Genomic DNA, 21734 nt, shown 5'->3' with positions numbered 1-21734 from the left:
AAGGACAGGGGGCAGGACCGACAATGCTGATGCGATCTCTAGCGGCGACACTCTTCGTACTGGCCGGAGCCGCGCCTGCGGCCGCCGCCTGCGAGGCCTTCACCGGCGTCATAGAAGCGTTCAACGCCGGCGACGAGCAGAAGGCGCGCGCCGTCGCCGAGACGGCCGGCACGGCCAATTGCAGCGCCAACGAGCGCACGCTGGTCGGCCGCGTCGCAGCGCTCGCCGCCTTCAACCGCATCTCCACCGCCGTCGGCAACGGCGGCAGGCTCGCCGATCACCGGCAGGAGCTGGAAGGCCTGCAGAAGCAGTATGGCGGGCCCTGGCAGGTGTTCGACGCGCTCGGCGACCTCGCCCGCGAGCGCAAGGACTACGAGCAGGCCGCGCGTCTCTACCAGCTCGCGCTCGAGGACGGCTCGAACGAGACGCTGACACCCGACTGGATGGCGCCCGACGAGCAATACATCCTGCGCCTCGACAGGCTGGCGAGCGAGATGCGCCTTGCCGCGCCCCGGCCGGTGCAGCTTTCCATGCGCGGCGGCTGCAAGGTCTCCTTCCGCGGCGTGACGATCAAGAAGAAGTCGACGCCGGTGCGCTACGTCTTCGGCACGGCGGATTTCACGCCCGAGGGCGAGGAGGCGGCGAAGGATCTTGCCGGATGCCTCAAGGCCGTCAAGCCGGCCACGATCAAGCTCATCGGCCATACCGATCCGGTCGGCTCGGCGGAGGCGAACTACAAGCTCTCGCTCGCCCGCGCCGAAACGCTGAAGGCCTATCTCTACCAGGCCGGCTTTGCCGGCACGATCACCACCGAGGGCAAGGGCGAGGACGAGCCCTTCAAGCCGGACGACGCCACGGCCTATGACACGGAAACGCTGCACCAGCTCGACCGGCGCGTGGAAGTGGACGTCGACGGATGAAGACGCTGCCCCGGCTTCTCGCTGCCTGCCTTGCCGCTGCGCTTCCCATGCCTGCGCTCGCGGCGCAGACCTATGCCCTCGTCGTCGGCGTCGATCATTATCCCAACGACGTCAGCCTCGACGGCGCGGTGCAGGATGCCGAGGACGTCTACCGCTCGATGAACGAAGCGGGCTTCAAGGCGATCAAGTTCACCAACGAAGAGGCTCGCAAGGACGATATCCGCAAGGCCTGGACGGACATGGTGACTGAAGCCGCGCCCGGTGACACGATCATCTTCACCTATGCCGGCCACGGCGCGCAGATGCCCGAGCTCATCCCCGGCGACGAGGCGGACGGACTGGACGAATTCCTCCAGCTTCCCGGCTTCGACCGCAACCGCTACGAGGAGACCTCGAAGGAGATCATCGTCGACAACGAGATGAACGCCTGGTTCGCCGAGGCCGAGGGCAAGGGCGTGCATGTGCTCTTCGTCTCCGACAGTTGTTTTTCCGGCGGCATGAGCCGGTCGATCAAGGGCAAGACGCGCCTTGCCCCGGCCGTGAAGGTCAAGCTCGCGCCGCCCTCGCAGGAGGCGATTTCCGGCGCGAACCTCAAGGAGGCGGATTTCAAGCAGGTGACGGTGCTTGCCGCCTCGCTGGAGAGCCAGCCGACGCCGGAGGTCATCATCGACGGCCAGCCGCGCGGCGCGCTGAGCTGGAGCTTTGCCCGCGCGGTGGAAGGCAGTGCCGACCGCAACGGCGACGGCCTCATCACGCGCATCGAGCTGGAGGACTACGTCTTCTCCAACGTGAAGAACCGTTCGGAAGCGCTCCAGGTGCCGAATTTCACGCCGCAGGTGGCGCGCTCGGAAAGCGAGGTCGTCGTCACGCTGACCCGCGGCATCCCGGTCAAGGCGGAGGAGGGCGCCGCCGCGAATACCGATACCGGGCGGACGGTGAAGACGGCGAAGGAGCTCGGCTGGACCGGCACCATCGCTCTTCAGATCGACGGAACGGCCGAGCGGCCGCAGCATGCCGACGGCGCCGGCACGCCCTTCCGCTGGGATGTGGCGAGCGGCGTCTTCTATACGCCGAACGGCGACGTCGCCGCCGAGAATGTCGGGCCGGACCGCATCCAGGCCGTGGTGGACAAGTTCGTGCTCCTCGATTTCCTGAAGGCGATGGCGAGCCAGAACCCCGGCTCCGTTTCCCTGACGCCCGCAAAGGACATCTATGCCGCGGGCGACCGCCTTCGCTTCGATGCGCCGCCCGGCCGCTATCCGAACATGCTGGTCTTCAACCTCGCCAATACGGGCGAGGTGCAGTTCCTCGACATGCAGGCCGCCGGCACGAACAGTTCCGAGTTCAAGCTGACGGATGTCGAGGTCGTCAAACCCTTCGGCGCCGATCATCTCATCACCATCTCGACCGCCGAGCCGGTCGATGCCATCGGCTCGGTGCTCGCCGACCGGAACGTCACGGCCGAAACCCTCCTGCAGGCGCTCGCGACCCGGCTCGACGGCAAGGAGGCCAGCGTCGCCATCCAACCCCTCTATACGCGGGAAACGCTCTGATGATCCGGTATGCCGCCGCCCTTGTCGTCTGCCTGCTCCTCGCCCCCGCTGCCTTTGCTGCCGACCGGGCGCTGGTCATCGGCATCGGCAGCTATGCCAACCTGCCGGAGAAGATGTTCCTCGAAGGGCCGAAGAACGACGTGCCGCTGATCGAAAAGCTCTTGAAGGAAAAGCTCGGCTATCCGGCCGATTCGATCCGCGTGCTGCGCGACCAGGATGCCAGCCGCGCGGCGATCCTCGCCAGCATCGACGAATGGCTCGTCAACGGCACCGAGCCGGGCGACCGCGTCTATTTCTACTTCTCCGGCCACGGCCTGCAGGTGAAGGACCAGAACGGCGACGAGGAGGACGGGCTGGACGAGGCGCTGTCGACCTACGACATCGCGCCCGGCGACAGCGACTGGACGAACGTCATCCTCGACGACGAGATCGACGCCATGCTCGCAAGGCTCAAGGACCGTGCGGTCTCCATCGTCATCGATGCCTGCCATTCCGGCACCATCTCGCGCTCGCTGTCGAGCAATGTGGGCGAGGCGATGGAGAGCGCGCGCTTCCTGCCGCGCCCCCACGCCAAGCCGGCGGATGTGGTGAAGATGCGCGGCCTGCGCGTCGACGTCGCCGTGGTGGACAAGCCGGAGGTCGTCACGGAGAACGGCGTGGAGGCCTGGAGCGCGGCATCCTCCTACCAGGTCGCCTGGGACGATACCCGCCTGCCGCCGGAGGAGCGGCACGGCGTCTTCACGCTCTCCTATGTCAACGGCCACGAGATTTCCGCCGCCGACAGCAACGGCAACGGCATCGTCTCGAATGCCGAACTGCTGGAATATGTGAAGAAGCAGTCGCAGACCTATTGCGCCGCGCAGAGCGAGTGCCAGGGTCTCGACCCGCAGCTCGAGGTCAACTACGCGCTGCTCGGCGCAAGCGCCGTGGTCCCGGCCGCTGCGAGCGGCGGGCAGGTCCAGCAATATCAGGAGCAGCAGACGCCCGACTACGGCAAGGTCGAGGAGGTGAAGGTCGAGAACACGCCGCAGACCGCCTATGTCGCGGCCAACCCGGTGGACGCCGTCAGCGATATCCTCGGCAAGCCGCCGGCCGGCGACGTCACGCTCGCCCTATCCTCCTATACCCTGAAGACGGGCGATGCCTTCCGCATCACGGTGACGAGCAGCATCGGCGGCCAGCTCATCCTCTACGACGTCGACAAGGACGGCAAGGCGACGCAGATCTTCCCGAACGAGGCGGCGCAGAAGATCACGCCGCTCACGGCCGGCGTGCCGCTCACCATCCCCGACGATTATTACGGCTTCGATTTCGAGGCCGACGGGCCGAGCGAGAACGTGCTCGTCGCCATCGTCGTCGCCGACGACGTCGACCTCACCAGGGTCGCCCCCAGCGACTATGGCCTCACCAAGGACCTCGACGCCCGCACCACCATCGCCGACATCGCCGGCGCGCTGAAGCAGACATGGACGCGCGACGTGGAGAACCGCAGCATCAACTGGTCGCTGGGACTGCTGAAATACCAGGTCTACTGAGCAAACCGCCGGCTGCACCGAACCAACGGAGAAATAGCGTCGGCAAGCGGCAGCGAAAGCTGTTTTTCGACGCATTTTCCGGGTTGACCCGGCAGAACCTCCTGCATATGTTCCGCGCACTTCCGCGAGGCGCCACGCCCCGCGCGGGAGCGCGTAGCTCAGCCGGTAGAGCAACTGACTTTTAATCAGTAGGTCCAGGGTTCGAATCCCTGCGCGCTCACCACTTTCCTCCCCGCATGACATATCGCCGCGTTCTCCAAAAGGTGATTGGCAGGGCCGGGGTGGGGCTTGTATCAGAGGGTGCGAACATGGTCGGGTCCTCCTGCCGCGTTTCGCCCTCGATCCTCGCGGAGCCGCCTTTGTCTATTGCCGATATTTCCCTGCTGAGCGCGCTTTTCGCCGGGGCGCTGTCGTTTCTTTCGCCCTGCGTGCTGCCGCTGGTGCCGCCTTATCTTTGCTACATGGCCGGCATTTCCGTCGAGCAGTTCCGGGGCGGGGAGGCGGTGGCGGTGCGGCGCGATACGCGCGGGGCGGTGCTGCTGGCGGCGTTCTTCTTCACGCTCGGCTTTGCCACGGTCTTCGTCGCGCTCGGCGCGGGCGCCTCGACCATCGGCATGGCGCTGCGCCGGCACCTCGATCTTCTCGCCCAGGTCGGCGGCGTCATCATCATCCTGATGGGCCTGCATTTCCTCGGGCTTCTGCGCATCGGGCTCTTTGCCCGCGAGGCGCGGTTCCAGGGCGGCGGCAAGCCGGCGACGGCCTCCGGCGCCTACCTGATGGGCCTTGCCTTCGCCTTCGGCTGGACGCCCTGCATCGGGCCGGTGCTCGGCGCGATCCTCGGCGTTGCTGCGGCGCGCGAGACGGTCGGCGACGGGGCCATGCTGCTTGCCGTCTATTCGCTCGGCCTTGCCGTGCCCTTCTGGATCGCCGCGGGCTTTTCCGGCGCCTTCATGCGGTTCCTCGCGCGCTTCCGCCGCCATCTCGGCAAGGTGGAGAAGGTGATGGGCGTGCTGCTCATCCTCACCGGCCTTGCCTTCATCTTCGGCTATATCAGCACCGTTGCCATCTGGTTCCAGCAAACGTTTCCCATTCTCTCGCAAATCGGCTAGTGCCGGAGTCCTCGTTCGCGATCTCAGAGTGGCATTCGGCCCATGGCAGACATTATCGGACTGGTCCTGCCGTTCTTCGGCATGATTTTCCTCGGCTACGTGGTGGCGAAGATCACCCGCCAGCCGGTGGAAGCCCTCGGCTGGCTCAACACGTTCATCATCTACATCGCGCTGCCGGCGCTGTTCTTCAAGCTGGTCGCCAAGACGCCCATCGAGCAGCTGACGCGCGTCGATTTCATCCTGGCCGATATCGGCGCGACCTACTCCGTCTTCGCCCTCATCTTCGCGGCCGGCCTCTGGCTGCGGCGGGCGAGCATCGGCGAGGCGACCATGCAGGGGCTGGCGGCCGCCTACGGCAATATCGGCTATATGGGGCCGGGCCTTGCGCTGCTCGCCTTCGGGGAGCCGGCGGCCGTGCCGGTCGCGCTCGTCTTCTGCTTCGAGAACATGCTGCATTTCACGGTCGCGCCCGCATTGATGGCACTTGGCGGCGGGGAGAAGCAGCCACCGCTGCGCATCGCCGCCGGCGTGCTCTGGAAGATCGTCACGCATCCCTTCATCATCGCGACGGCCGCCGGTTTCGCCGCGGCCTTCGCCGGCTTCGAGCCGCCCTTGGCGCTGCAGCGGCTGATCGACTACCTCGCGCAGGCAGCTGCGCCGTGCGCACTCTTCGCCATGGGCGTCACGCTGGCGCTGCGGCCCATGAAGCGCGTGCCGGTCGAGATCGGCTATATCGTGCCGGCGAAGCTGCTGCTCCTGCCGGCCGTCATGTATCTCGTGCTCGGCCTTGCGGGGAATTTCGATCCGGTCTGGGTGTTCACGGCCATGCTGCTCGCCGCCCTGCCGACGGCGACGAACGTCTTCGTCATCGGCCAGCAATACGGCGTCTGGCAGGAGCGCGCATCGGCGACCATCCTCATCACGACAGTGCTCTCCGTCGCGACGGTGACGATCCTGCTCTATCTCATCAAGTCAGGCGCGCTTGCGGGCGATCCGTTCCCGTAGGCCCTCGCGAAAGGCTTTCAGCGCGCCGAGCGGCTCGATGCCCTCGCGCATGACGACGGTGCGCAACGGCCCGAGCGCCGACAGAAGGTGAAGGCCCGCCGAGCGCAGGAACTGCACGGGCAGGAAATCGGAGAGCAGCGAGCGGTTGAGAAGGTCGACGCTGAGGGTGCGCGAGCGGATATCGGCCTGCCGCCTGCGGTCGAAACGCTCGCCGAGCGCTGCGTCCTGCGCGTGGTCCTTGAGGAGGTCGCGCAGCGTCATGATATCGCGCAGGCTGAGATTGAGGCCCTGCGCGCCGATGGGCGGAAAGGCGTGCGCCGCCTCGCCGATGAGCACGAAGCGCCCCTTGCCGAAGCGGTCCGCCGTCATGCCGGAGAGCGGGAAGCTCTGTGCGCCGCCTTCGACGGATACCTTGCCGAGCATGGACTGCATGCGCTCTTCCACCGCGCGGGCGAGGTCTTCGGCGGGAAGGTCGCGAAGCCGTGCGGCTTCCTTCGGCGGCAGCACCCAGACGAGGCTGGAGCGCCGGCCGCCGGGCAGGGGAACCTGCGTGAAGGGGCCGCTCTCCGTGTGGAATTCGGTCGAGACATTGCCGTGGGGGCGCTCGTGCGAGAAGTTGAGGACGAGGGCGGATTGCGGATAGGACCAGGTGCGCACGCCAATCCCGGCGCTCTCGCGGATGCGGGATTTGCGCCCGTCCGCACCGACGACGATGCCCGCCGTCACGCGCTCGCCGTCGTCGAGGGTCAGTTCCACGCCGGCTTCGAAGGCGGTCGCGGCCGTCACGCCGCCTTCCAGCCGGACGATCCCCTCGCTGGCGGCGATGCGGGCGTCGAGCACGGCGAGGAGGGGCGCGTTGGGGATGTTGTAGCCGAAGGCGGCAAGGCCGACCTCGCCGGCGCGGAAGGCGACCGGCGGCGCGCGCAGCAGCCGCGTGGTGCCGTCGACGATCTGCATCGTCTCGAGCCCGGCGGCGTGGGGCACGATCGCCTCCCAGAGGCCGAGCGTCTTCAGGAAGGCGATGGACTGGTCCATGAGGGCGGTCGTCCGCCCGTCCGCCGCGCGCGCCGGCGGGGCGATCAGCGCGACGCTGCGGCCCGACTCGGCGAGTGCGAGCGCGGCAAGGCTTCCGGCAAGGCCGGCACCGACGACGGCGATATCGAACTGTCTCATCTCGGACCTCCGGAGCAGAGCGCGTTACCCACAGCTTTGCGATGCTTCTATCGGCCAAAACTAGGCCCGCAAAGAGGCAATTTCCATGGGATGAATCCGCGCAGGGCCTGAGGCCGGCGGGGGACGGGGCGGATTTTCACTGGCGATGGCAGGCAATCAATGCATATTACCGGCAGAGACCGCACAAGAGGGCGCCCGGATGGACCGTGGCCAGCAAAAGCCCCAAGGGATGGACAGCAAGAGGCAATGAAGTTCTTCAATTACAGACGCGTACCCTACGCGGAAATCCGTGCCTTTTCCGTGCATATCCTGACGGCCTCGGGGTCGTTCCTCGCCTTCCTCGGGGTCGTGGCCGCTGCCGAGCACCGCTTCGTCGACATGTTCTGGTGGCTCGGCCTCGCGCTTCTCGTCGACGGCATCGACGGGCCGATCGCGCGCAAGGTCCGGGTCAAGGAAGTGCTGCCGAACTGGTCGGGCGATACGCTCGACAACATCATCGACTACGTCACCTATGTGCTCCTGCCGGCCTTCGCGCTCTACCAGAAGGGCATGATCGGCGAACCGTGGTCCTTCGTGGCCGCCGGCGCCATCGTGGTGTCGAGCGCCATCTACTATGCCGACATGGGCATGAAGACGGAGGAGAATTTCTTCTCCGGCTTCCCCGTGGTGTGGAACATGGTGGTCTTCACGCTCTTCGTGATCGACGCCAGCGAACTGACGGCCTCCGTCGTCGTCTTCGTCTCGGTCCTCCTCACCTTCATGCCGATCAATTTCCTGCATCCGGTGCGGGTGGAAAGGCTGAGACCGCTCAATCTTGCGGTCTTCCTGCTCTGGTCGGTGCTGAGCGGCTGCGCGCTGCTCTGGCATTTCGAGGGTACGCCGGACTGGGTGGTCTGGGGCGTGGTAGCGACGGGCCTCTATCTCTATGTCATCGGCGCCGTGCTGCAGGCCTTGCCCAATCTCGGCCGGCGCTAGGAAAAACGGGAGCATGCCATGACCAAGGCCATCGTCGTCCGCAGCCTCGGCGGCGCGGAAGTCCTCAAGCTCGAAGACGTGCCGCTCGGCCCGCCGGGCCCGGACGAGGTGCAGATCCGGCAGGCCGCCGTCGGGCTCAACTTCATCGACGTCTATTTCCGCACCGGCCTCTACAAGACGGAACTGCCGTTCGTTCCGGGCAAGGAAGGCGCGGGCACGGTCACGGCGCTCGGCGAGGGCGTCAAGGATTTCGCCGTCGGCGACCGCGTCGCCTATGCCTCGGCGGACGGCGCCTATGCGGCCGAGCGCAACATCGCCGTCAAGCATCTCGTCAAGGTGCCGGAGGGCATTTCGCTGGAAACGGCAGCGGCCATGATGCTGAAGGGCATGACGGCGCAATACCTGCTGCTCCAGACCTACAAGGTCGGGCCGGGCAGCGTGATCCTCTTCCACGCGGCCGCCGGCGGCGTCGGCCTCATCGCCGGCCAGTGGGCCAAGGCGCTCGGCGCGACGGTGATCGGCACGGCCGGCTCGAAGGCGAAGATCGACCTCGCGCTGGCGAACGGCTACGACCACGTCATCGACTACGGCAAGGAGGATTTCGCCGCACGGGTGCGCGAATTGACGGACGGGGCGGGCGTCGACGTCGTCTACGATTCGGTCGGCAAGGACACGTTCCCCAAATCCCTCGACTGCCTGAAGCCGCGCGGGCTCTTCGTCAGTTTCGGCAATGCCTCCGGTCCCGTCGAGGCCTTCAACCTCGGCCTCCTCTCGCAGAAGGGTTCGCTCTACGCCACGCGGCCGACGCTCTTTGCCTATATCGCCACGCGCGCGGCCCTCGATGCATGTGCAAACTCGCTCTTTGATGTTGTGCAAAGCAACAAAGTGCGTATCAATATTCATCAGACTTATCCGCTGGCCGATGCGGGACGCGCACACACGGATCTGGAAGCAAGAAGAACGAGCGGAACGACATTGCTCATTCCCTGACAACGACCCGAAGGGGCGCGCGGGAACGGGATCGCAGGAAAGAGGGGACAGAGTGTCAGACGTGGGAGCGTCCGGGGGCAGTCCATTATTGGCTGTCCGCAGCCTGACAAAACTATTCGGTTCGTTTGCCGCCTGCAACGGCATCGACCTCGACATCCAGCCCGGTGAAACCCATGCCCTGCTCGGCGAGAACGGCGCCGGCAAGTCCACTCTGGTGAAGATGCTGTTCGGCGTTCTCGCGCCAACGAGCGGCGAGATCCTCTGGAAGGGCGAGCCGGTGCGCATCGCGAGCCCCGGCGCCGCCCGCCGGCTCGGTATCGGCATGGTCTTCCAGCATTTCTCGCTGTTCGAGGCGCTGACGGTGGCGGAGAACATCGCGCTGTCCCTGCCGCCCGGCATTTCGCTTTCCAGGGTGGCGGACGAGGCGGCGACGCTGTCGCGCGCCTACGGCCTGCCGCTCGATCCGAAGGCGCATGTCGCCGACCTTTCCGTCGGCGAGCGCCAGCGCATCGAGATCGTGCGCGCGCTGCTCCAGAACCCCGAGCTCATCATCCTCGACGAGCCGACCTCGGTGCTGACGCCGCAGGAGGCCGACCGCCTGTTCGAGACGCTGGCCAAGCTGAAGGCGGAAGGGCGCTCCGTCCTCTATATCAGCCACCGGCTGGAAGAGGTGCAGCGCATCTGCGACCGCGCGACCGTGCTGCGCCACGGCAAGGTGACGGGCGCCTGCGATCCGCGGCGGGAAACGCCGGCCTCGCTCGCCCGCATGATGGTCGGCAGCGACGTCGCCGCCGTCAGCGCCGCGGGCACGATGGTCAAGGGCGACGTGCTGCTGGAGGCGAACCATTTGAACGCTGCGGCGCGCACGCCGTTCGCCGTGTCGCTCAAGGATATCTGCCTGAAGGTACGGGCCGGCGAGGTGCTGGCGATTGCCGGCGTTGCCGGCAACGGGCAGGGCGAGCTTTTCGACGCGCTTTCCGGCGAGTTTCCCGTCAGCGATGCGAGGGCGGTCTCCATTCGCGGCAAGGCGGCCGGCAATCTCGGCATCACGGCGCGCCGCCTGATGGGCGCGGGCTTCGTGCCGGAGGAGCGCCACGGCCATGCCGCCGTGCCGGCGCTGCCGCTTTCCGACAATCTGGTCCTTGCGCGCAACCAGTCCGACCGCAAGACCTTCCTTGCCGGCGGCATTCTCGGCATCATTCGCAATGCGGTGGTGCGCATCGCGTCGCGCCGTATTTCCGAGACGATGGACGTGCGCAAGAGCGGCGAGGACCCGGCGGCCGGCTCGCTTTCGGGCGGCAACCTGCAGAAATACATCGTCGGGCGCGAGCTCGACCGCCAGCCGGCGGTGCTCATCGTCAACCAGCCGACCTGGGGCGTGGACGCGGGCGCGGCAAGCCGCATCCGCCAGGCGCTGGTCGATCTTGCCAAGGCGGGGTCCGCGGTGCTGGTCATCAGCCAGGACCTCGACGAGATATTCGAGGTCGCCACCGAGATCGCCGTCATCAGCGACGGGCGGCTGTCCAACGCCTATCCGGCGCAGGACATGACGCGCGAGAAGATCGGCCTCCTGATGGGCGGCATGCACGGCAGCGAGACGAGCCCGGAGGCCGCCCATGCGCATTGAACTGGAAAAGCGGGCCAATCCCTCCACGCTCTTCTCCATCCTCTCGCCGTTCCTCGCGCTGGTTCTGACGGTGATCGCCGGCGGCATCATGTTCGCGCTGATCGGCAAGGACCCGGTCTCGGCGCTCTACAGCTTCTTCGTGGAACCCTTGCTCGATGTCTGGTCGCTGCACGAGATCGCCATCAAGGCCGCGCCGCTCATCCTCATCGGCGCCGGCCTTTCGATCTGCTACCGCTCGAACAACTGGAACATCGGCGCCGAGGGCCAGTTCATCGCCGGGGCGATCGCCGGTTCCATCGTGCCGGTCGTCTTCCACGACTGGCATTCGCCGCTCGTCCTGCCGCTGATGTTGATCTTCGGCATGATCGGCGGCGCGCTCTACGCCGCCGTGCCCGCCTTCCTCAAGGCGCACATGAACACCAACGAGATCCTGACGAGCCTGATGCTGGTCTATATCGCCCAGCTCTTCCTCGACTGGCTGGTGCGCGGTCCCTGGCGCAGCCCCGACGCCTACAACTTCCCCGTCACGCGGGATTTCGCGCCGGAGGCGATCCTGCCGGAACTTGTTTCTTCGGGCCGGGCCAATCTCGGCTTCCTGCTGGCCATCGTCGCCGCCGTCGCGCTGTGGATCATGATGCGCTACACGCTGAAGGGCTTCGAGATCACCGTGCTCGGCCAGTCGGAGCGGGCAGGGCGCTTCGCCGGCTTCTCCTCCAAGCGCATGATCTGGTTCTCGCTCCTGCTGTCCGGCGCGCTCGCCGGGCTTGCCGGCATTTCCGAGGTCAGCGGCGTCATCGGCAAGCTGCAGCCGATCATCTCGCCCGGCTACGGCTTCACCGCGATCATCGTCGCCTTCCTAGGCCGCCTCAGCCCGCTCGGCGTCATCGCCGCAGGCCTCTTCCTCGCGCTCACCTATGTGGGCGGGGAGGCCGTGCAGCTCACGCTCAGCGTCTCCGACAAGGTCACGCGCGTCTTCCAGGGGCTGCTGCTCTTCTTCGTGCTCTCCTGCGACACGCTCATCCAGTACAAGATCCGGCTGGTCTTCTCGCGCCTTACCCGGTCCAGCGAAGGGGGCGCGCAATAATGGGCATGCTCGAAGCGATCCTGCTCACCGTCATCACCGCGGCGACGCCGCTCGTGCTCGCCTCCATCGGCGAGCTCGTGACGGAGCGCACCGGCGTCCTCAACCTCGGCGTCGAGGGCATGATGGTGATGGGCGCGGCGCTCGCCTTCTCCGCCACGCAGCTGACCGGCTCGCCCTATCTCGGCATCCTCGCCGGCATTGCCGGCGGTGCGCTGTTCTCGCTGCTCTTCGGCTTCCTGACGCTGACGCTCGTCGCCAACCAGGTGGCGACCGGCCTTGCGCTGACGATCCTCGGCCTCGGCGTCTCCGGCCAGATCGGCGAGCCCTATGCCGGCATGTCCGGCGCGAAACTCCAGCCGATCGAGATCCCGGTCCTTGCCGAAATCCCCTTCATCGGCCCGCTGCTCTTCCGGCAGGACATTATCTTCTACCTGTCGATCGCCATCGTCGCCGGCGTCAACTGGTTCCTGTTCCGCACACGCGCCGGCCTGAAGGTGCGCGCCATCGGCGACAACCATGCCTCCGCTCATGCGCTCGGCATCCACGTTATCCGCACGCGCTACCTCGCCGTGATGTTCGGCGGCGCCTGCGCGGGCCTTGCCGGCGCGCAGCTCTCGCTGGTCTATACGCCGCAATGGGTGGAGAACATGTCGGCCGGGCGCGGCTGGATCGCGCTCGCGCTCGTCGTCTTCGCCTCGTGGCGGCCGTGGCGGGTGCTGCTCGGCGGCTATCTCTTCGGCGCGGTGTCGATCAGCCAGCTGCACGCCCAGGCGTTCGGCATCGGCATTCCGTCCCAGTTCCTGTCGGCTCTTCCCTATGCCGCCACCGTTGTCGTACTAATCCTGATATCGCACAACCGGCGCACGACGCTGATCAACACGCCTGCCTCGCTCGGCAAGCCGTTCGTGCCGGATCGGTGACGAGAACAAGAAGACGGGAAACAACCACTCCAACCTCAGAGGATAAAATGAAGAAAATCATTCTCGCTCTCGCAACGTCGGCCGCCGTGCTCGGCTTCTCCGTTGCCGCCAGCGCCCAGGACAAGACGAAGATCTGCTTCATCTATGTCGGCTCGAAGACGGACGGCGGCTATTCGGAAGGCCACGACCGCGGCCGCCAGGATCTCGAAAAGGCGCTCGGCGACAAGATCGAGACCGCCTATCTCGAAAACGTTCCGGAAGGCCCGGATGCCGAACGCGCCGTCGAGCGCATGGCACGCTCGGGCTGCGCGCTCGTCTTCACCACGTCCTTCGGCTTCATGGACGCGACGATCAAGGTCGCGCAGAAGTTCCCGGACGTGAAGTTCGAGCACGCGACCGGCTTCAAGAGCGCCGAGAACGTCGCCACCTACAACGCGCGCTTCTATGAAGGCCGCTACATCCAGGGCGTGATCGCCGCCAAGATGTCCAAGACGGGCGTCGCCGGCTACATCGCCTCCTTCCCGATCCCGGAAGTGGTGATGGGCATCAACGCCTTCATGCTCGGCGCGCAGTCGGTCAACCCGGACTTCAAGCTCAAGATCGTCTGGGCCAACACCTGGGCCGACCCGGGCAAGGAAGCCGACGCCGCCAAGGCGCTCGCCGACCAGGGCGTCGACATCCTGACGCAGCACACGGACTCGACCGCGCCGATGCAGGTCGCCGCCGAGCGTGGCATCCACGCCTTCGGCCAGGCCTCCGACATGATCGCCGCCGGCCCGAAGACGCAGCTGACGTCCATCGTCGACACCTGGGGCGCCTATTACATCAAGCGCACGCAGGCGGTTCTCGACGGCACCTGGAAGACCGGCCAGATCTGGGACGGCCTCAAGGACGGCATCCTCACGATGGCGCCCTACACCAACATGCCCGATGACGTGAAGAAGCTGGCCGAAGAGACCGAGGCGAAGATCCGCTCCGGCGAACTGCATCCCTTCACCGGCCCGGTGAAGAAGCAGGACGGCTCGGAATGGCTGGCCGACGGCCAGATCTCCGACGACGGCACGCTGCTCGGCATGAATTTCTACGTCGCCGGCATCGACGACAAGCTGCCGCAGTAAGCCGCCGCTTTCCAAAACATGACGAAGGCGCCCCTTTCGGGGCGCCTTTTTCGTTCGCGACGCGTGACCGGCGCGAACGGGCTTTGCGGAATCGGGCGGGCGCTCTATACCTGCCGGATGGTTGCGGAACGATGGGAGCGTCCGGGGCCGGGGAGGACGATTTTTGCGTAAGGGTTTGCTTGAAACGGTCATCAGCGGGATGAACACGCGCACCAGCCATGCGCAGGTGGTCAACGAACTGGGCCGCGCCATCATCGCGGGCGACTATCCCGTCGGGACGACCCTGCCTGGAGACGTGGAGCTTGCGGCCCGCTTCAAGGTGTCGCGCACCGTGCTGCGCGAGGCGATGAAGACATTGGCCGCCAAGGGCCTCGTCGTGCCGCGGGCGCGCATCGGCACGCGCGTGACGCCGAACACGCAATGGAACCTCTTCGACAGCGACATCCTCACCTGGTATTTCGCCGTCGGCGTCAACGAGGAGTTCCTGCTGCATCTTTCCGAAGTCCGCCTCGGCTTCGAGCCGCATGCGGCCGCGCTTGCCGCACGCCACGCGAGCGAGGCGGATATCAGCCAGATGATGCGGCTCGCCGTTGCCATGGGCGATCCGGATCACTCGGCAGAATCGCTTGCCGTCGCCGACCTCAAATTCCATCTCTCGGTGCTGGAAGCCTCGCGCAATCCCTTCCTGCGCACGCTCGGCAGCCTGATCGAGGCGGCGCTCGTGGGCGCCTTCAAGCTGAGTTCGCCCGCCGCCGACCGCGGCAAGATCAGCGATGTCGCGGCAAGCCATATCCGCATCGTCGAGGAGATCGACAGGCGCGACGAGGACGGCGCCCGCCGCGCCATGGAGAACGTCATCCGGGTCGGCCGCGAGCGCGTCGTCCAGTCGTTGCGGGAAGGCAAGTGATCCCGGGTGGAATCAGCCGTCGTTGCTGGCGTTGAGGTCTTCCGGGCGCGTGCCGTCGTCCGTCGCGTGCGGCGCGATCTGTGCCGCGCCCATCGCCTGGTAGAGGTTGAACAGCGCCTCGCTCGCCCGGGCGGCAAGGCGGAACCACTCGCCGTTGCCGGCAATGGCGGGGTGGTGGAGAAGCTGTTCGTCGACGAGATCGAGCACGATGGAGGCGGTGTGCACGGCCTCGTGGAAGCCGAAGGAACCGGCGGCGTACTGCGCCAGCAGTTCGGGCGGCGTCATCTGGCGTTCCTCGGCCAGAAGGTCCAGTTGCGTCAGCCGTTCGTCTTCCAGTTCGATATCGGTGCTTTCCAGCATGGGGCTCTCCATTGTCCCCGTCATAGATAATCGATTCGGGTGACGCGGTTGACGATAACAAGCGAACGATCCGGCTGGATGCGATAGGTTTCGTCGACCTGCCGCCCGCGGGAATCGTAGAACGTGTGCCCGAAGGTGCTGCCGATGGGCGCCTTCGTCAGCTTCGTGCGCGGCTGGCCGCCATAGGTGATGCTGCCGGGAATGGGCTGGAACGACCCGCCGGTGCCTGTCGCGGTCGTGCAGGCCGTAAGGGACAGGGCGGCGATTGCGGCAAGAACGATCCTGGTCATGAGGGGCTCCTCTCCAGCCGATCCTAGCAGATTGTGCGCCATAGGAAACGGGCGGCTGACAAGCCGCCCGTTTCGATGCATCAGCCCTGCGGCGTCAACGTCACCGAGGTGCCGGTGGCCGCGATGTTGAGGCCGATCTGGCCGCTGACGCTTATCGTCTGCAACTGGATCGAGCCCGACGTGCCGCCGACGAGGATGTTGGTGCCGACGCCGACGCCGACCGTCGCTTCCGCCGTCGCACCCTGGTAGAGGCCGCCGAGCGAGCCCTGATGGTAGCCGGCGGTCGGCGCGAACACGGCCCAGACGATGCGGCCCTGCGTCGTGAAGCCGAGATCCACGCCCATCTTGCGGATCACGCCCGAATAGGTGTCGCGCTCGCCGTTCGTCGCGCTGAAGACGCAATCGACGGATTTCGCCGAGCCGAGCACATAACCGACGCCGCCGCCGACATCGCAGGTCAGCAGTCCGATCTTCACGCCATCGCGCGCGCCGCGGTCGACATAGACCGGCGCATCCTCGCGGATCACCATGTCGGCCGCGCCAGCGGTCACCGTGAAAGCCTGCGCGAGGGCGAGGGCGAGAACGGTTCCAAGCTTCTTGTTCATCTGTGCACTCCTTCTAGCTGGCACGATAATGGCGAATCCGGCGATTTGGTTCCGGGCCGCCGGTCATCTCATGACCAGGATCGTGGCGGAGTAGGGGCATCGGGCCGCCCGCCGACAGGAGAGACGGTTCGCCCGTGGGGCCTTGCCGCTCAATGCTGGTTGATGGTCGGCAGGTGGGAGATGACTTCGTCCAGGCTGCGCTCGTCGAGGGGTGCGATATGCTCGTTCCAGAACGCTTCGGCCGCCGGGGTCTCATGCTCCCATTTGCGCGTGCTGAGCTGGTTATCGTCGATCTTGGCGAGCCGGCCGCCGCCGAGGCGGAGATATTGCGCGGCGAGTCTTGCAGCATGTGTCTGCTCCATGGCGGCCTCCCGTGGTTGACGGGACGGGAACCGGCATGACGGCCCGATTGTTCCGGGCGGGGAAATCCGGGCAATAAAAAAGGCCGGGGCGAAAACGCACCGACCTTCCTCATCATCGCCCTTTTCACCCGTGCCAGTACATCCGTGGTCAAAGGCATCGGGCGATGCGGCCATTGCGAGCGGCAGAAAGGTTCCAGCGCTCATCAGCAAGGCTGATGAGGGGTATATAGGAGGCCATTGTGTTCGAAACAAGGCCCTTGCCGAAGAGATTGGCGACGCCCTGCGTTGACGGCGCGGGCAAAGCTGGTAAAAGCCGCATTGCCCGAAGGATGCATCGACGGCCCGCGCCGGCCGACATCCCGTCTCCAGGAAGAGTGGCCGAGCGGTTTAAGGCACCGGTCTTGAAAACCGGCGTAGGCGAGAGTCTACCGTGGGTTCGAATCCCACCTCTTCCGCCATATCCCGGTCGATTGCGGGCATGGCCGGCAGGCCACGATGAAGCCTAGTTGACCGAGGCGAAGTTGCCGTCCCTGTCGAACCAGCAATTGAAGAAGGATGTCCGGCCGTTTCCGTCCGGATAGTTGCCCTGCACGACATAACCCTTGCCGCTTCGGAACGCCATGTTCGTGGTGATGCGGTTCGGGCGAACGCCGAACCGGGCGGAGGCCTCGCCCCGGCAGAAGGCGGGCATCATGCCGAGGGCAACACCGCTGGAGCGTCGCCGCGGCTGGGGCTCATCGTAGCCGTCGTCGGAGCCGTTATCCTGCATTTCCGCGGCGCGGCCGCCCTTCACCCGGCAGACCCCGTTGGCGCCGCCCGGTCCCGTATAGGAGATATTGGGGTTGCCATCCGGATTGACGCTGATGGAGATCGTCAGCTTGCCGATGCGCGCCTCGTAATAGTTGCGGTTGAAGGTCTTCAGCCGGGCCTGCCTGCCGTTGACGAAGACGGGGCCGCCGGCGTCGGCATGAACGTCCACCCTGCCGGGGCAGGAGGCGTTGAAGAACGGAACCTTCGCCTCCGCACCGCAGACCCAGACGGACGTCACCATGGCGGCCGCCAGTGCGCAGCGCTTGATCATTTCAACATCTCCTTGATCGGATTCATCGGGTTCGGATATTCAAGCGCCAGGCTGCATCGGTGGCAACTATTCAGTTTCGACCACTCGCCCGATATCGGTGCATAGTCAAGTTCGACGGATCATTCGGGAAGGAGTTTCTTCTTGGACTTTATGAAACTGTTGAAGTCTCTCGAAGAGCTCCTGTACGAGCTTGTTTCCTGGTTGATCTTCTATCCCATAACGATGTGGCGCTCCATATCCCGCCCGCTGGAAATGATGCGGTATGCGGACATGGAATTGTCCGACAGGCTGGAAGACCAGTATGACGACACGCTGAGCCCTCCGCTTTTCCTCCTCATCACGCTGCTGATCGCGCAGGGCATCTCGGCCATGTTCCCCTCGATCTACGATCCATCGAAAACGCCCGTTGCGCTGACCTCGACGCCTAACCTGCTGATCGGGCGCGGTGTCGTCTTCAGCGTCTTTCCTCTCATGATGGCCGTCTCGCTGTTGCGTCACCGTGCGATAAAGCTGACACGAAATTCGTTGCGGCCGCCGTTCTTCAGTCAGTGCTACGTGGCCGCGCCATTTGCCCTGATGGTGGGCTTGGCGTTCGACCTCATGCTCATTCCCGGTCGGGGCGAGGTGCTGGCCGGCCTCGCGGTGCTGCTCTTCGCAATTGTCTGGTATGCGGCGATAGAGGTTCGATGGTTTCGCATTGACCTTCAGGTGACGGCAGCAAGAGCGATGCTGTTGTTTGCCAAAGCATTCCTCGCTGCGCTTCTGGTCGTGCTGCTGGTCGCCATTGCGGTCGGTTGGGAATTGGCGCATTGGTCGGTGTAGCCACGGCGCGCCGTCGTTGTTAATCGGGGTCTCGCGTGGCCGGTCGCGCCGGAGATGCAGCGAGCCGGGGAGGTTCTGACGCCATGAGCAAGAGCGAAGCAACGGGAACGTTCGAGGTAAGGCTGACGCCCGTCGAGAGCGGGGACGGCCCCATCGGCACCCTGTCGATAGACAAGACCTTTCACGGCGACCTGCAGGGCACCAGTGTCGGACAGATGCTCGCGTTCCGCACGCCTGTCGAAGGCTCGGCCGGATATGTCGCGATGGAACGGGTGACGGGCACGCTGGCCGGCAGGCACGGGTCCTTCACGCTCCAGCATAATGGCCTGATGGACCGGGGCGCGCCATCGCTTGCGGTGGTCGTCGTGCCCGATTCCGGCACGGACGGCCTGTCGGGCCTGACGGGGACGATGGAGATCATCGTTTCGCCCGGGCGGCACGATTATCGCTTCCATTACGGGCTTCCTGCCTAGCCGGCACTACAATATTTCCCGACTTGTTGCTGACGCATTGTGCTCCTACGATCGCGCCTGCACCCGGAAGCAATATCGCCGGCTGGATGCGAACCAGGGGAGGCCGTAATGGACGTGCTTAAAGACCCCACGCATATCGGCATGTTCGAGCCGCAGGATCTCGATATCCTGCAAGGCGTATTCGCACGATTGTCATCGACCCATACCTTCGGCCTGAACGAGGCCGATGCCCGCTCGCTGGCGCGGTCGATCATCACGCTCTATCGTCACGGGGTGCGCGACCCCGACCAGCTCTTTGGTGCCATGCAGGCGCCGACATCGTAGCATCGCGATCCGACGAAACGCCCGGCGCGCCGTGCAGCGCCCCGGGCGCATTAACCTTGCGGAAACCATAAACCAACGATCCTGGCGTCAGGCTTTCCATTCATTCGCAATTTTGCCACGTTATTGGCATGATTAACGTACTGTTATTTACTGAGTGGCATTGACGGCCGGCTTGCAGGGGCAAGGCAGTTGGCTGGCACCGTCGGGGACAATAGCGGCGTGGGATACAAGAACTTCGACAAGAATGCGGCCCGGTTCGGCACAGGCCTCCGGTTGTTGGTCATTCCACTGGTCTGCGCGGGCCTTGCGGCCTGCGCGACGACGGGCCATGCTCCCAAGAAGAAAGCCCGCAGCAAGGAGTTCTTCTCCGAATCCGAATATGGCGTGAAGGCGAGCCCCCGTGTCGTCGAGGACGGCCAGGCCGTGCCGAAGGGCGGCGGGCGCTACCAGGTGGGCAAGGCCTACCAGGTGCGCGGCAAGTGGTATCAGCCGAAGGAAGAGCCCGGCTACAACAAGACCGGTCTTGCCTCCTGGTACGGTTCCGCCTTCCACGGACGCCGCACGGCGAACGGCGAGGTCTACGACCTCTACCATCTTTCCGCCGCGCATCCGACCTTCCCGCTGCCGAGTTATGCGCGCGTCACCAACCTTGAAAGCGGCACTTCCGTCATCGTGCGCGTCAATGACCGCGGCCCGTTCCACGAGAACCGGCTGATCGACGTTTCCTCCAAGACGGCCGACCTCCTCGACATGAAGCGCACCGGCACGGCCAAGGTGCGCGTGCAGTATGTCGGCAAGGCGCCGCTCGAAGGCAACGACATGCCTTACCTGATGGCCTCCTACATTCCGAAGGGCTCGCGTATCCCGGCGGTCGATCCGGGCGGGCAGATCGCGACCGGCGTGATGGTCGCCTCCGCCGATCACAGCGTCATGCCGGCGCAGGAGGAGAACGTGCTGCGCGTGCCCGAGGAGAGCGCGATGACGGCGCTCGCCAAGACCGCTCCGGCAAGCGAAGCCTTCCAGGCGATGGAAGAGCAGTTCGTGCTGCTTCCGGAGATCGGCCCGCTGCCGCTGGAACGGCCGAATTTCATCCCGCAGCTTCCCTCCGAAAGCTACGCGGCCGCCTATGCGGACGAGCGCGTGCGCGATGCCGCCGGCGCCTTCGACGCCATCCTGACCATCGACGGCACGCTGACGCCGCTTTCCGAACTTGCCGCGAACGCGGGCTGACGGCCCGCGCCCCGCAAAGCCGTTTGCGCAACGCCCGCCGCTGTGGGAGTGTGGCGCAGCCGGAGTCGCCATGCATCGTCACCTCTTCGCCTTCCTTGTCGCTTTCCTCTCCCTCCTGACCCTCGCGCACGCCCAGTCGGCAAGCCCCCAGCCGGCGGGCTTCGACGTGAAGGCGAAGCAGGTCTACATGATCGAAGCGGAGACGGGCACGGTGCTCTTCGCCCGCGCCGAGGACGAGGTGGTGCCCGCTGCCTCGCTCGCCAAGCTGATGACCGTGGCGACGGTCTTCAAGGCGCTCAAGGACGGCACGATCACGCTCGACACGTCATATCCCGTCAGCGAGCATGCCTGGCGCAACGGCGGCGCGCCCTCGCGCACCGCCACCATGTTCGCTGCGCTGAAATCCAGCCCGCGCGTCGAGGACCTGATCCGCGGCGTCACGGTGCAATATGCCAACGATGCCTGCATCGTCCTCGCAGAAGGCATTGCCGGCTCGGAGACCGCCTTCGCGGCCCGCATGACGGAAGAGGCGAGGGCGCTCGGGCTGGAGAAATCCACCTTCGTCAACGCCACCGGCCTGCCCGATCCCGGCAATGTCGTGACGATGCGCGAGATGGTGAAACTCGCCCGCCATGTCGAGACGGCCTATCCGGACCGGATGGGCTATTATCTCGAACCGGAATTCGAGTGGAACAAGATCAAGCAGCGCAACCGCAATCCGCTGCTGGCGCTGAACCTCGGCGTAGTAGGCTTCGTTACCGGCTTTTCGGAGGAGGGCGGTTACTCCATCGTCGCGGCGGTGGAGCGCGACGGCAAGCACCTGCTGCTCGCCATGGGCGGCATGGAGAGCGACAAGGTGCGCATCGAGGAGACACGGCGCATCATCGAATGGGCGCTCTCCTCCTTCGAGCGGCGCACGCTCTTCAAGGAGGGCGAGACAATCGCCGATGCGAGCGTCTATGGGGGCGACGCCTCCCGTGTGCCGCTGGTGGCCGGCGACAAGGTCGATGTCTTCCTGCCGAAGGACAACGCACCGCGCCTCACCGCCCGCGTCGTCTATACCTGGCCGGTGCGCGCGCCGGTAACGCCCGACCAGACGATCGGCACGCTGAGGATATCGAACGACAAGCAGGTCCTGCGCGAGGTGCCGGTGAAGACGGCCGGGACCGTCGGCGTCGGCACATTGCGCTCGCGTGCCCTCGATGCGCTGATCGAGCTGTTCTTCTTCTGGATTTGAAAGGGATGAGCCGGCCGAAAAGCGTTTCGCCGGC

At 65.7% G+C, this 21734-nt stretch carries 23 protein-coding genes and 2 tRNA genes; 19 read left to right on the top strand and 6 right to left on the bottom strand.

The genetic code is table 11. From position 1 onward, the window contains the following. The first annotated feature begins 23 nt into the window (after positions 1-23). The 6 genes from ACZ5TO_RS08100 (at position 24) to ACZ5TO_RS08075 (ending at position 6122) form a co-directional block, all read left to right on the top strand. Positions 24-920, top strand: a complete 897-nt coding sequence (locus tag ACZ5TO_RS08100; protein ID WP_464800148.1) for an OmpA family protein — start codon at positions 24-26, stop codon at positions 918-920. Continuing rightward, a complete protein-coding gene (locus ACZ5TO_RS08095) occupies positions 917-2473 on the top strand; it encodes a caspase family protein (RefSeq protein ID WP_464800147.1) in 1557 nt (518 codons plus the stop codon). Before ACZ5TO_RS08100 ends, ACZ5TO_RS08095 begins: the two co-directional genes overlap by 4 nt. Beyond that, positions 2473-4008, top strand: coding sequence for a caspase family protein (locus ACZ5TO_RS08090; RefSeq protein WP_464800146.1), 1536 nt, complete (start codon positions 2473-2475; stop codon positions 4006-4008). The genes ACZ5TO_RS08095 and ACZ5TO_RS08090 overlap by 1 nt, the downstream gene beginning before the upstream one ends. A 147-nt stretch (positions 4009-4155) precedes the next feature. Further along, positions 4156-4231: transfer RNA gene (locus tag ACZ5TO_RS08085), tRNA-Lys, on the top strand. Between the two features lie 136 nt (positions 4232-4367). Continuing rightward, complete coding sequence (locus ACZ5TO_RS08080; RefSeq protein WP_464800145.1) at positions 4368-5117, top strand: cytochrome c biogenesis CcdA family protein; 750 nt, start codon at positions 4368-4370, stop codon at positions 5115-5117. Between the two features lie 42 nt (positions 5118-5159). Further along, positions 5160-6122: an AEC family transporter gene (locus tag ACZ5TO_RS08075; RefSeq protein WP_464800144.1), complete on the top strand. Its 963-nt coding sequence runs from the start codon at positions 5160-5162 to the stop codon at positions 6120-6122. On the opposite strand, the gene ACZ5TO_RS08070 is transcribed toward ACZ5TO_RS08075, so the two are convergent. Further along, the gene (locus tag ACZ5TO_RS08070) at positions 6090-7295 is read right to left on the bottom strand and encodes a UbiH/UbiF family hydroxylase (RefSeq protein WP_464800143.1); all 1206 of its coding nucleotides are present in this window, start codon (positions 7293-7295) and stop codon (positions 6090-6092) included. The genes ACZ5TO_RS08075 and ACZ5TO_RS08070 overlap by 33 nt on opposite strands. A gap of 246 nt (positions 7296-7541) precedes the next feature. On the opposite strand from ACZ5TO_RS08070, the gene pcsA reads away from it, so the two are divergent. The 7 genes from pcsA (at position 7542) to ACZ5TO_RS08035 (ending at position 14916) form a co-directional block, all read left to right on the top strand. After that, positions 7542-8270: a phosphatidylcholine synthase gene (pcsA, locus tag ACZ5TO_RS08065; protein WP_184141601.1), complete on the top strand. Its 729-nt coding sequence runs from the start codon at positions 7542-7544 to the stop codon at positions 8268-8270. A gap of 18 nt (positions 8271-8288) precedes the next feature. Then, a complete protein-coding gene (locus ACZ5TO_RS08060; RefSeq protein WP_464800142.1) occupies positions 8289-9260 on the top strand; it encodes a quinone oxidoreductase family protein in 972 nt (323 codons plus the stop codon). Positions 9261-9312: 52 nt separating this feature from the next. Beyond that, entirely contained in the window at positions 9313-10887 is a 1575-nt protein-coding gene (locus ACZ5TO_RS08055) for an ABC transporter ATP-binding protein (protein WP_464800141.1), read from the top strand. Beyond that, the gene (locus ACZ5TO_RS08050; RefSeq protein ID WP_464800140.1) at positions 10877-11971 is read left to right on the top strand and encodes an ABC transporter permease; all 1095 of its coding nucleotides are present in this window, start codon (positions 10877-10879) and stop codon (positions 11969-11971) included. Before ACZ5TO_RS08055 ends, ACZ5TO_RS08050 begins: the two co-directional genes overlap by 11 nt. After that, positions 11971-12891 (top strand): ABC transporter permease, encoded by a 921-nt coding sequence (locus tag ACZ5TO_RS08045; RefSeq protein WP_184141609.1) that lies wholly within the window; start codon positions 11971-11973, stop codon positions 12889-12891. Before ACZ5TO_RS08050 ends, ACZ5TO_RS08045 begins: the two co-directional genes overlap by 1 nt. Before the next feature lie 47 nt (positions 12892-12938). Further along, a complete protein-coding gene (locus tag ACZ5TO_RS08040; protein ID WP_464800139.1) occupies positions 12939-14009 on the top strand; it encodes a BMP family ABC transporter substrate-binding protein in 1071 nt (356 codons plus the stop codon). A gap of 199 nt (positions 14010-14208) precedes the next feature. After that, entirely contained in the window at positions 14209-14916 is a 708-nt protein-coding gene (locus ACZ5TO_RS08035; RefSeq protein ID WP_184141613.1) for a FadR/GntR family transcriptional regulator, read from the top strand. 12 nt (positions 14917-14928) lie between these two features. Here ACZ5TO_RS08035 and ACZ5TO_RS08030 read toward each other — a convergent pair whose 3' ends face one another. The 4 genes from ACZ5TO_RS08030 to ACZ5TO_RS08015 form a co-directional block, all read right to left on the bottom strand. Next, positions 14929-15276 (bottom strand): hypothetical protein, encoded by a 348-nt coding sequence (locus tag ACZ5TO_RS08030; protein WP_464800138.1) that lies wholly within the window; start codon positions 15274-15276, stop codon positions 14929-14931. Positions 15277-15296: 20 nt separating this feature from the next. Further along, positions 15297-15566, bottom strand: coding sequence for a hypothetical protein (locus tag ACZ5TO_RS08025; RefSeq protein WP_184141617.1), 270 nt, complete (start codon positions 15564-15566; stop codon positions 15297-15299). 80 nt (positions 15567-15646) lie between these two features. Continuing rightward, positions 15647-16171, bottom strand: coding sequence for a DUF992 domain-containing protein (locus ACZ5TO_RS08020; RefSeq protein WP_184141619.1), 525 nt, complete (start codon positions 16169-16171; stop codon positions 15647-15649). Positions 16172-16320: 149 nt separating this feature from the next. Beyond that, on the bottom strand, positions 16321-16533 hold the full coding sequence (locus ACZ5TO_RS08015) for a hypothetical protein (RefSeq protein ID WP_184141620.1): 213 nt from the start codon (positions 16531-16533) through the stop codon (positions 16321-16323). Between the two features lie 368 nt (positions 16534-16901). Between ACZ5TO_RS08015 and ACZ5TO_RS08010 the strand changes: the two genes are divergently transcribed. Beyond that, positions 16902-16991, top strand: a tRNA-Ser gene (locus ACZ5TO_RS08010). A 44-nt stretch (positions 16992-17035) separates the two neighbouring features. Here the strand turns inward: ACZ5TO_RS08010 and ACZ5TO_RS08005 are convergent. Then, the gene (locus ACZ5TO_RS08005) at positions 17036-17614 is read right to left on the bottom strand and encodes a hypothetical protein (protein ID WP_464800137.1); all 579 of its coding nucleotides are present in this window, start codon (positions 17612-17614) and stop codon (positions 17036-17038) included. A gap of 150 nt (positions 17615-17764) precedes the next feature. On the opposite strand from ACZ5TO_RS08005, the gene ACZ5TO_RS08000 reads away from it, so the two are divergent. The 5 genes from ACZ5TO_RS08000 to ACZ5TO_RS07980 all read left to right on the top strand — a co-directional run bounded on the left by ACZ5TO_RS08000 (position 17765) and on the right by ACZ5TO_RS07980 (position 21700). Then, positions 17765-18436, top strand: coding sequence for a permease (locus tag ACZ5TO_RS08000; RefSeq protein ID WP_464800353.1), 672 nt, complete (start codon positions 17765-17767; stop codon positions 18434-18436). Positions 18437-18519: 83 nt separating this feature from the next. Then, entirely contained in the window at positions 18520-18909 is a 390-nt protein-coding gene (locus ACZ5TO_RS07995) for a DUF3224 domain-containing protein (RefSeq protein WP_464800136.1), read from the top strand. Positions 18910-19017: 108 nt separating this feature from the next. Continuing rightward, positions 19018-19233, top strand: coding sequence for a hypothetical protein (locus ACZ5TO_RS07990; RefSeq protein ID WP_184141624.1), 216 nt, complete (start codon positions 19018-19020; stop codon positions 19231-19233). Positions 19234-19452: 219 nt separating this feature from the next. Then, positions 19453-20463, top strand: a complete 1011-nt coding sequence (locus ACZ5TO_RS07985) for a septal ring lytic transglycosylase RlpA family protein (protein ID WP_464800135.1) — start codon at positions 19453-19455, stop codon at positions 20461-20463. 70 nt (positions 20464-20533) lie between these two features. Then, positions 20534-21700 (top strand): D-alanyl-D-alanine carboxypeptidase family protein, encoded by a 1167-nt coding sequence (locus tag ACZ5TO_RS07980; protein ID WP_464800134.1) that lies wholly within the window; start codon positions 20534-20536, stop codon positions 21698-21700. The last annotated feature ends 34 nt before the right edge of the window (positions 21701-21734 follow it).

This window comes from Shinella sp. Sh6 (assembly GCF_055392685.1).
Note: the sequence above shows the minus strand (reverse complement) of the source record. Positions and strands in the feature narration are given on the sequence as shown.

Bases quoted from the DNA above. Each gene is read 5' to 3' on its own strand.
- ACZ5TO_RS08100 (WP_464800148.1), top strand. From the start codon at position 24: ATGCTGATGCGATCTCTAGCGGCGACACTCTTCGTACTGGCCGGAGCC.
- ACZ5TO_RS08095 (WP_464800147.1), top strand. From the start codon at position 917: ATGAAGACGCTGCCCCGGCTTCTCGCTGCCTGCCTTGCCGCTGCGCTT.
- ACZ5TO_RS08090 (WP_464800146.1), top strand. From the start codon at position 2,473: ATGATCCGGTATGCCGCCGCCCTTGTCGTCTGCCTGCTCCTCGCCCCC.
- ACZ5TO_RS08075 (WP_464800144.1), top strand. From the start codon at position 5,160: ATGGCAGACATTATCGGACTGGTCCTGCCGTTCTTCGGCATGATTTTC.
- ACZ5TO_RS08070 (WP_464800143.1), bottom strand. From the start codon at position 7,295: ATGAGACAGTTCGATATCGCCGTCGTCGGTGCCGGCCTTGCCGGAAGC.
- pcsA (WP_184141601.1), top strand. From the start codon at position 7,542: ATGAAGTTCTTCAATTACAGACGCGTACCCTACGCGGAAATCCGTGCC.
- ACZ5TO_RS08060 (WP_464800142.1), top strand. From the start codon at position 8,289: ATGACCAAGGCCATCGTCGTCCGCAGCCTCGGCGGCGCGGAAGTCCTC.
- ACZ5TO_RS08050 (WP_464800140.1), top strand. From the start codon at position 10,877: ATGCGCATTGAACTGGAAAAGCGGGCCAATCCCTCCACGCTCTTCTCC.
- ACZ5TO_RS08045 (WP_184141609.1), top strand. From the start codon at position 11,971: ATGGGCATGCTCGAAGCGATCCTGCTCACCGTCATCACCGCGGCGACG.
- ACZ5TO_RS08040 (WP_464800139.1), top strand. From the start codon at position 12,939: ATGAAGAAAATCATTCTCGCTCTCGCAACGTCGGCCGCCGTGCTCGGC.
- ACZ5TO_RS08035 (WP_184141613.1), top strand. From the start codon at position 14,209: ATGAACACGCGCACCAGCCATGCGCAGGTGGTCAACGAACTGGGCCGC.
- ACZ5TO_RS08030 (WP_464800138.1), bottom strand. From the start codon at position 15,276: ATGCTGGAAAGCACCGATATCGAACTGGAAGACGAACGGCTGACGCAA.
- ACZ5TO_RS08025 (WP_184141617.1), bottom strand. From the start codon at position 15,566: ATGACCAGGATCGTTCTTGCCGCAATCGCCGCCCTGTCCCTTACGGCC.
- ACZ5TO_RS08020 (WP_184141619.1), bottom strand. From the start codon at position 16,171: ATGAACAAGAAGCTTGGAACCGTTCTCGCCCTCGCCCTCGCGCAGGCT.
- ACZ5TO_RS08015 (WP_184141620.1), bottom strand. From the start codon at position 16,533: ATGGAGCAGACACATGCTGCAAGACTCGCCGCGCAATATCTCCGCCTC.
- ACZ5TO_RS08005 (WP_464800137.1), bottom strand. From the start codon at position 17,614: ATGATCAAGCGCTGCGCACTGGCGGCCGCCATGGTGACGTCCGTCTGG.
- ACZ5TO_RS08000 (WP_464800353.1), top strand. From the start codon at position 17,765: ATGAAACTGTTGAAGTCTCTCGAAGAGCTCCTGTACGAGCTTGTTTCC.
- ACZ5TO_RS07995 (WP_464800136.1), top strand. From the start codon at position 18,520: ATGAGCAAGAGCGAAGCAACGGGAACGTTCGAGGTAAGGCTGACGCCC.
- ACZ5TO_RS07990 (WP_184141624.1), top strand. From the start codon at position 19,018: ATGGACGTGCTTAAAGACCCCACGCATATCGGCATGTTCGAGCCGCAG.
- ACZ5TO_RS07980 (WP_464800134.1), top strand. From the start codon at position 20,534: ATGCATCGTCACCTCTTCGCCTTCCTTGTCGCTTTCCTCTCCCTCCTG.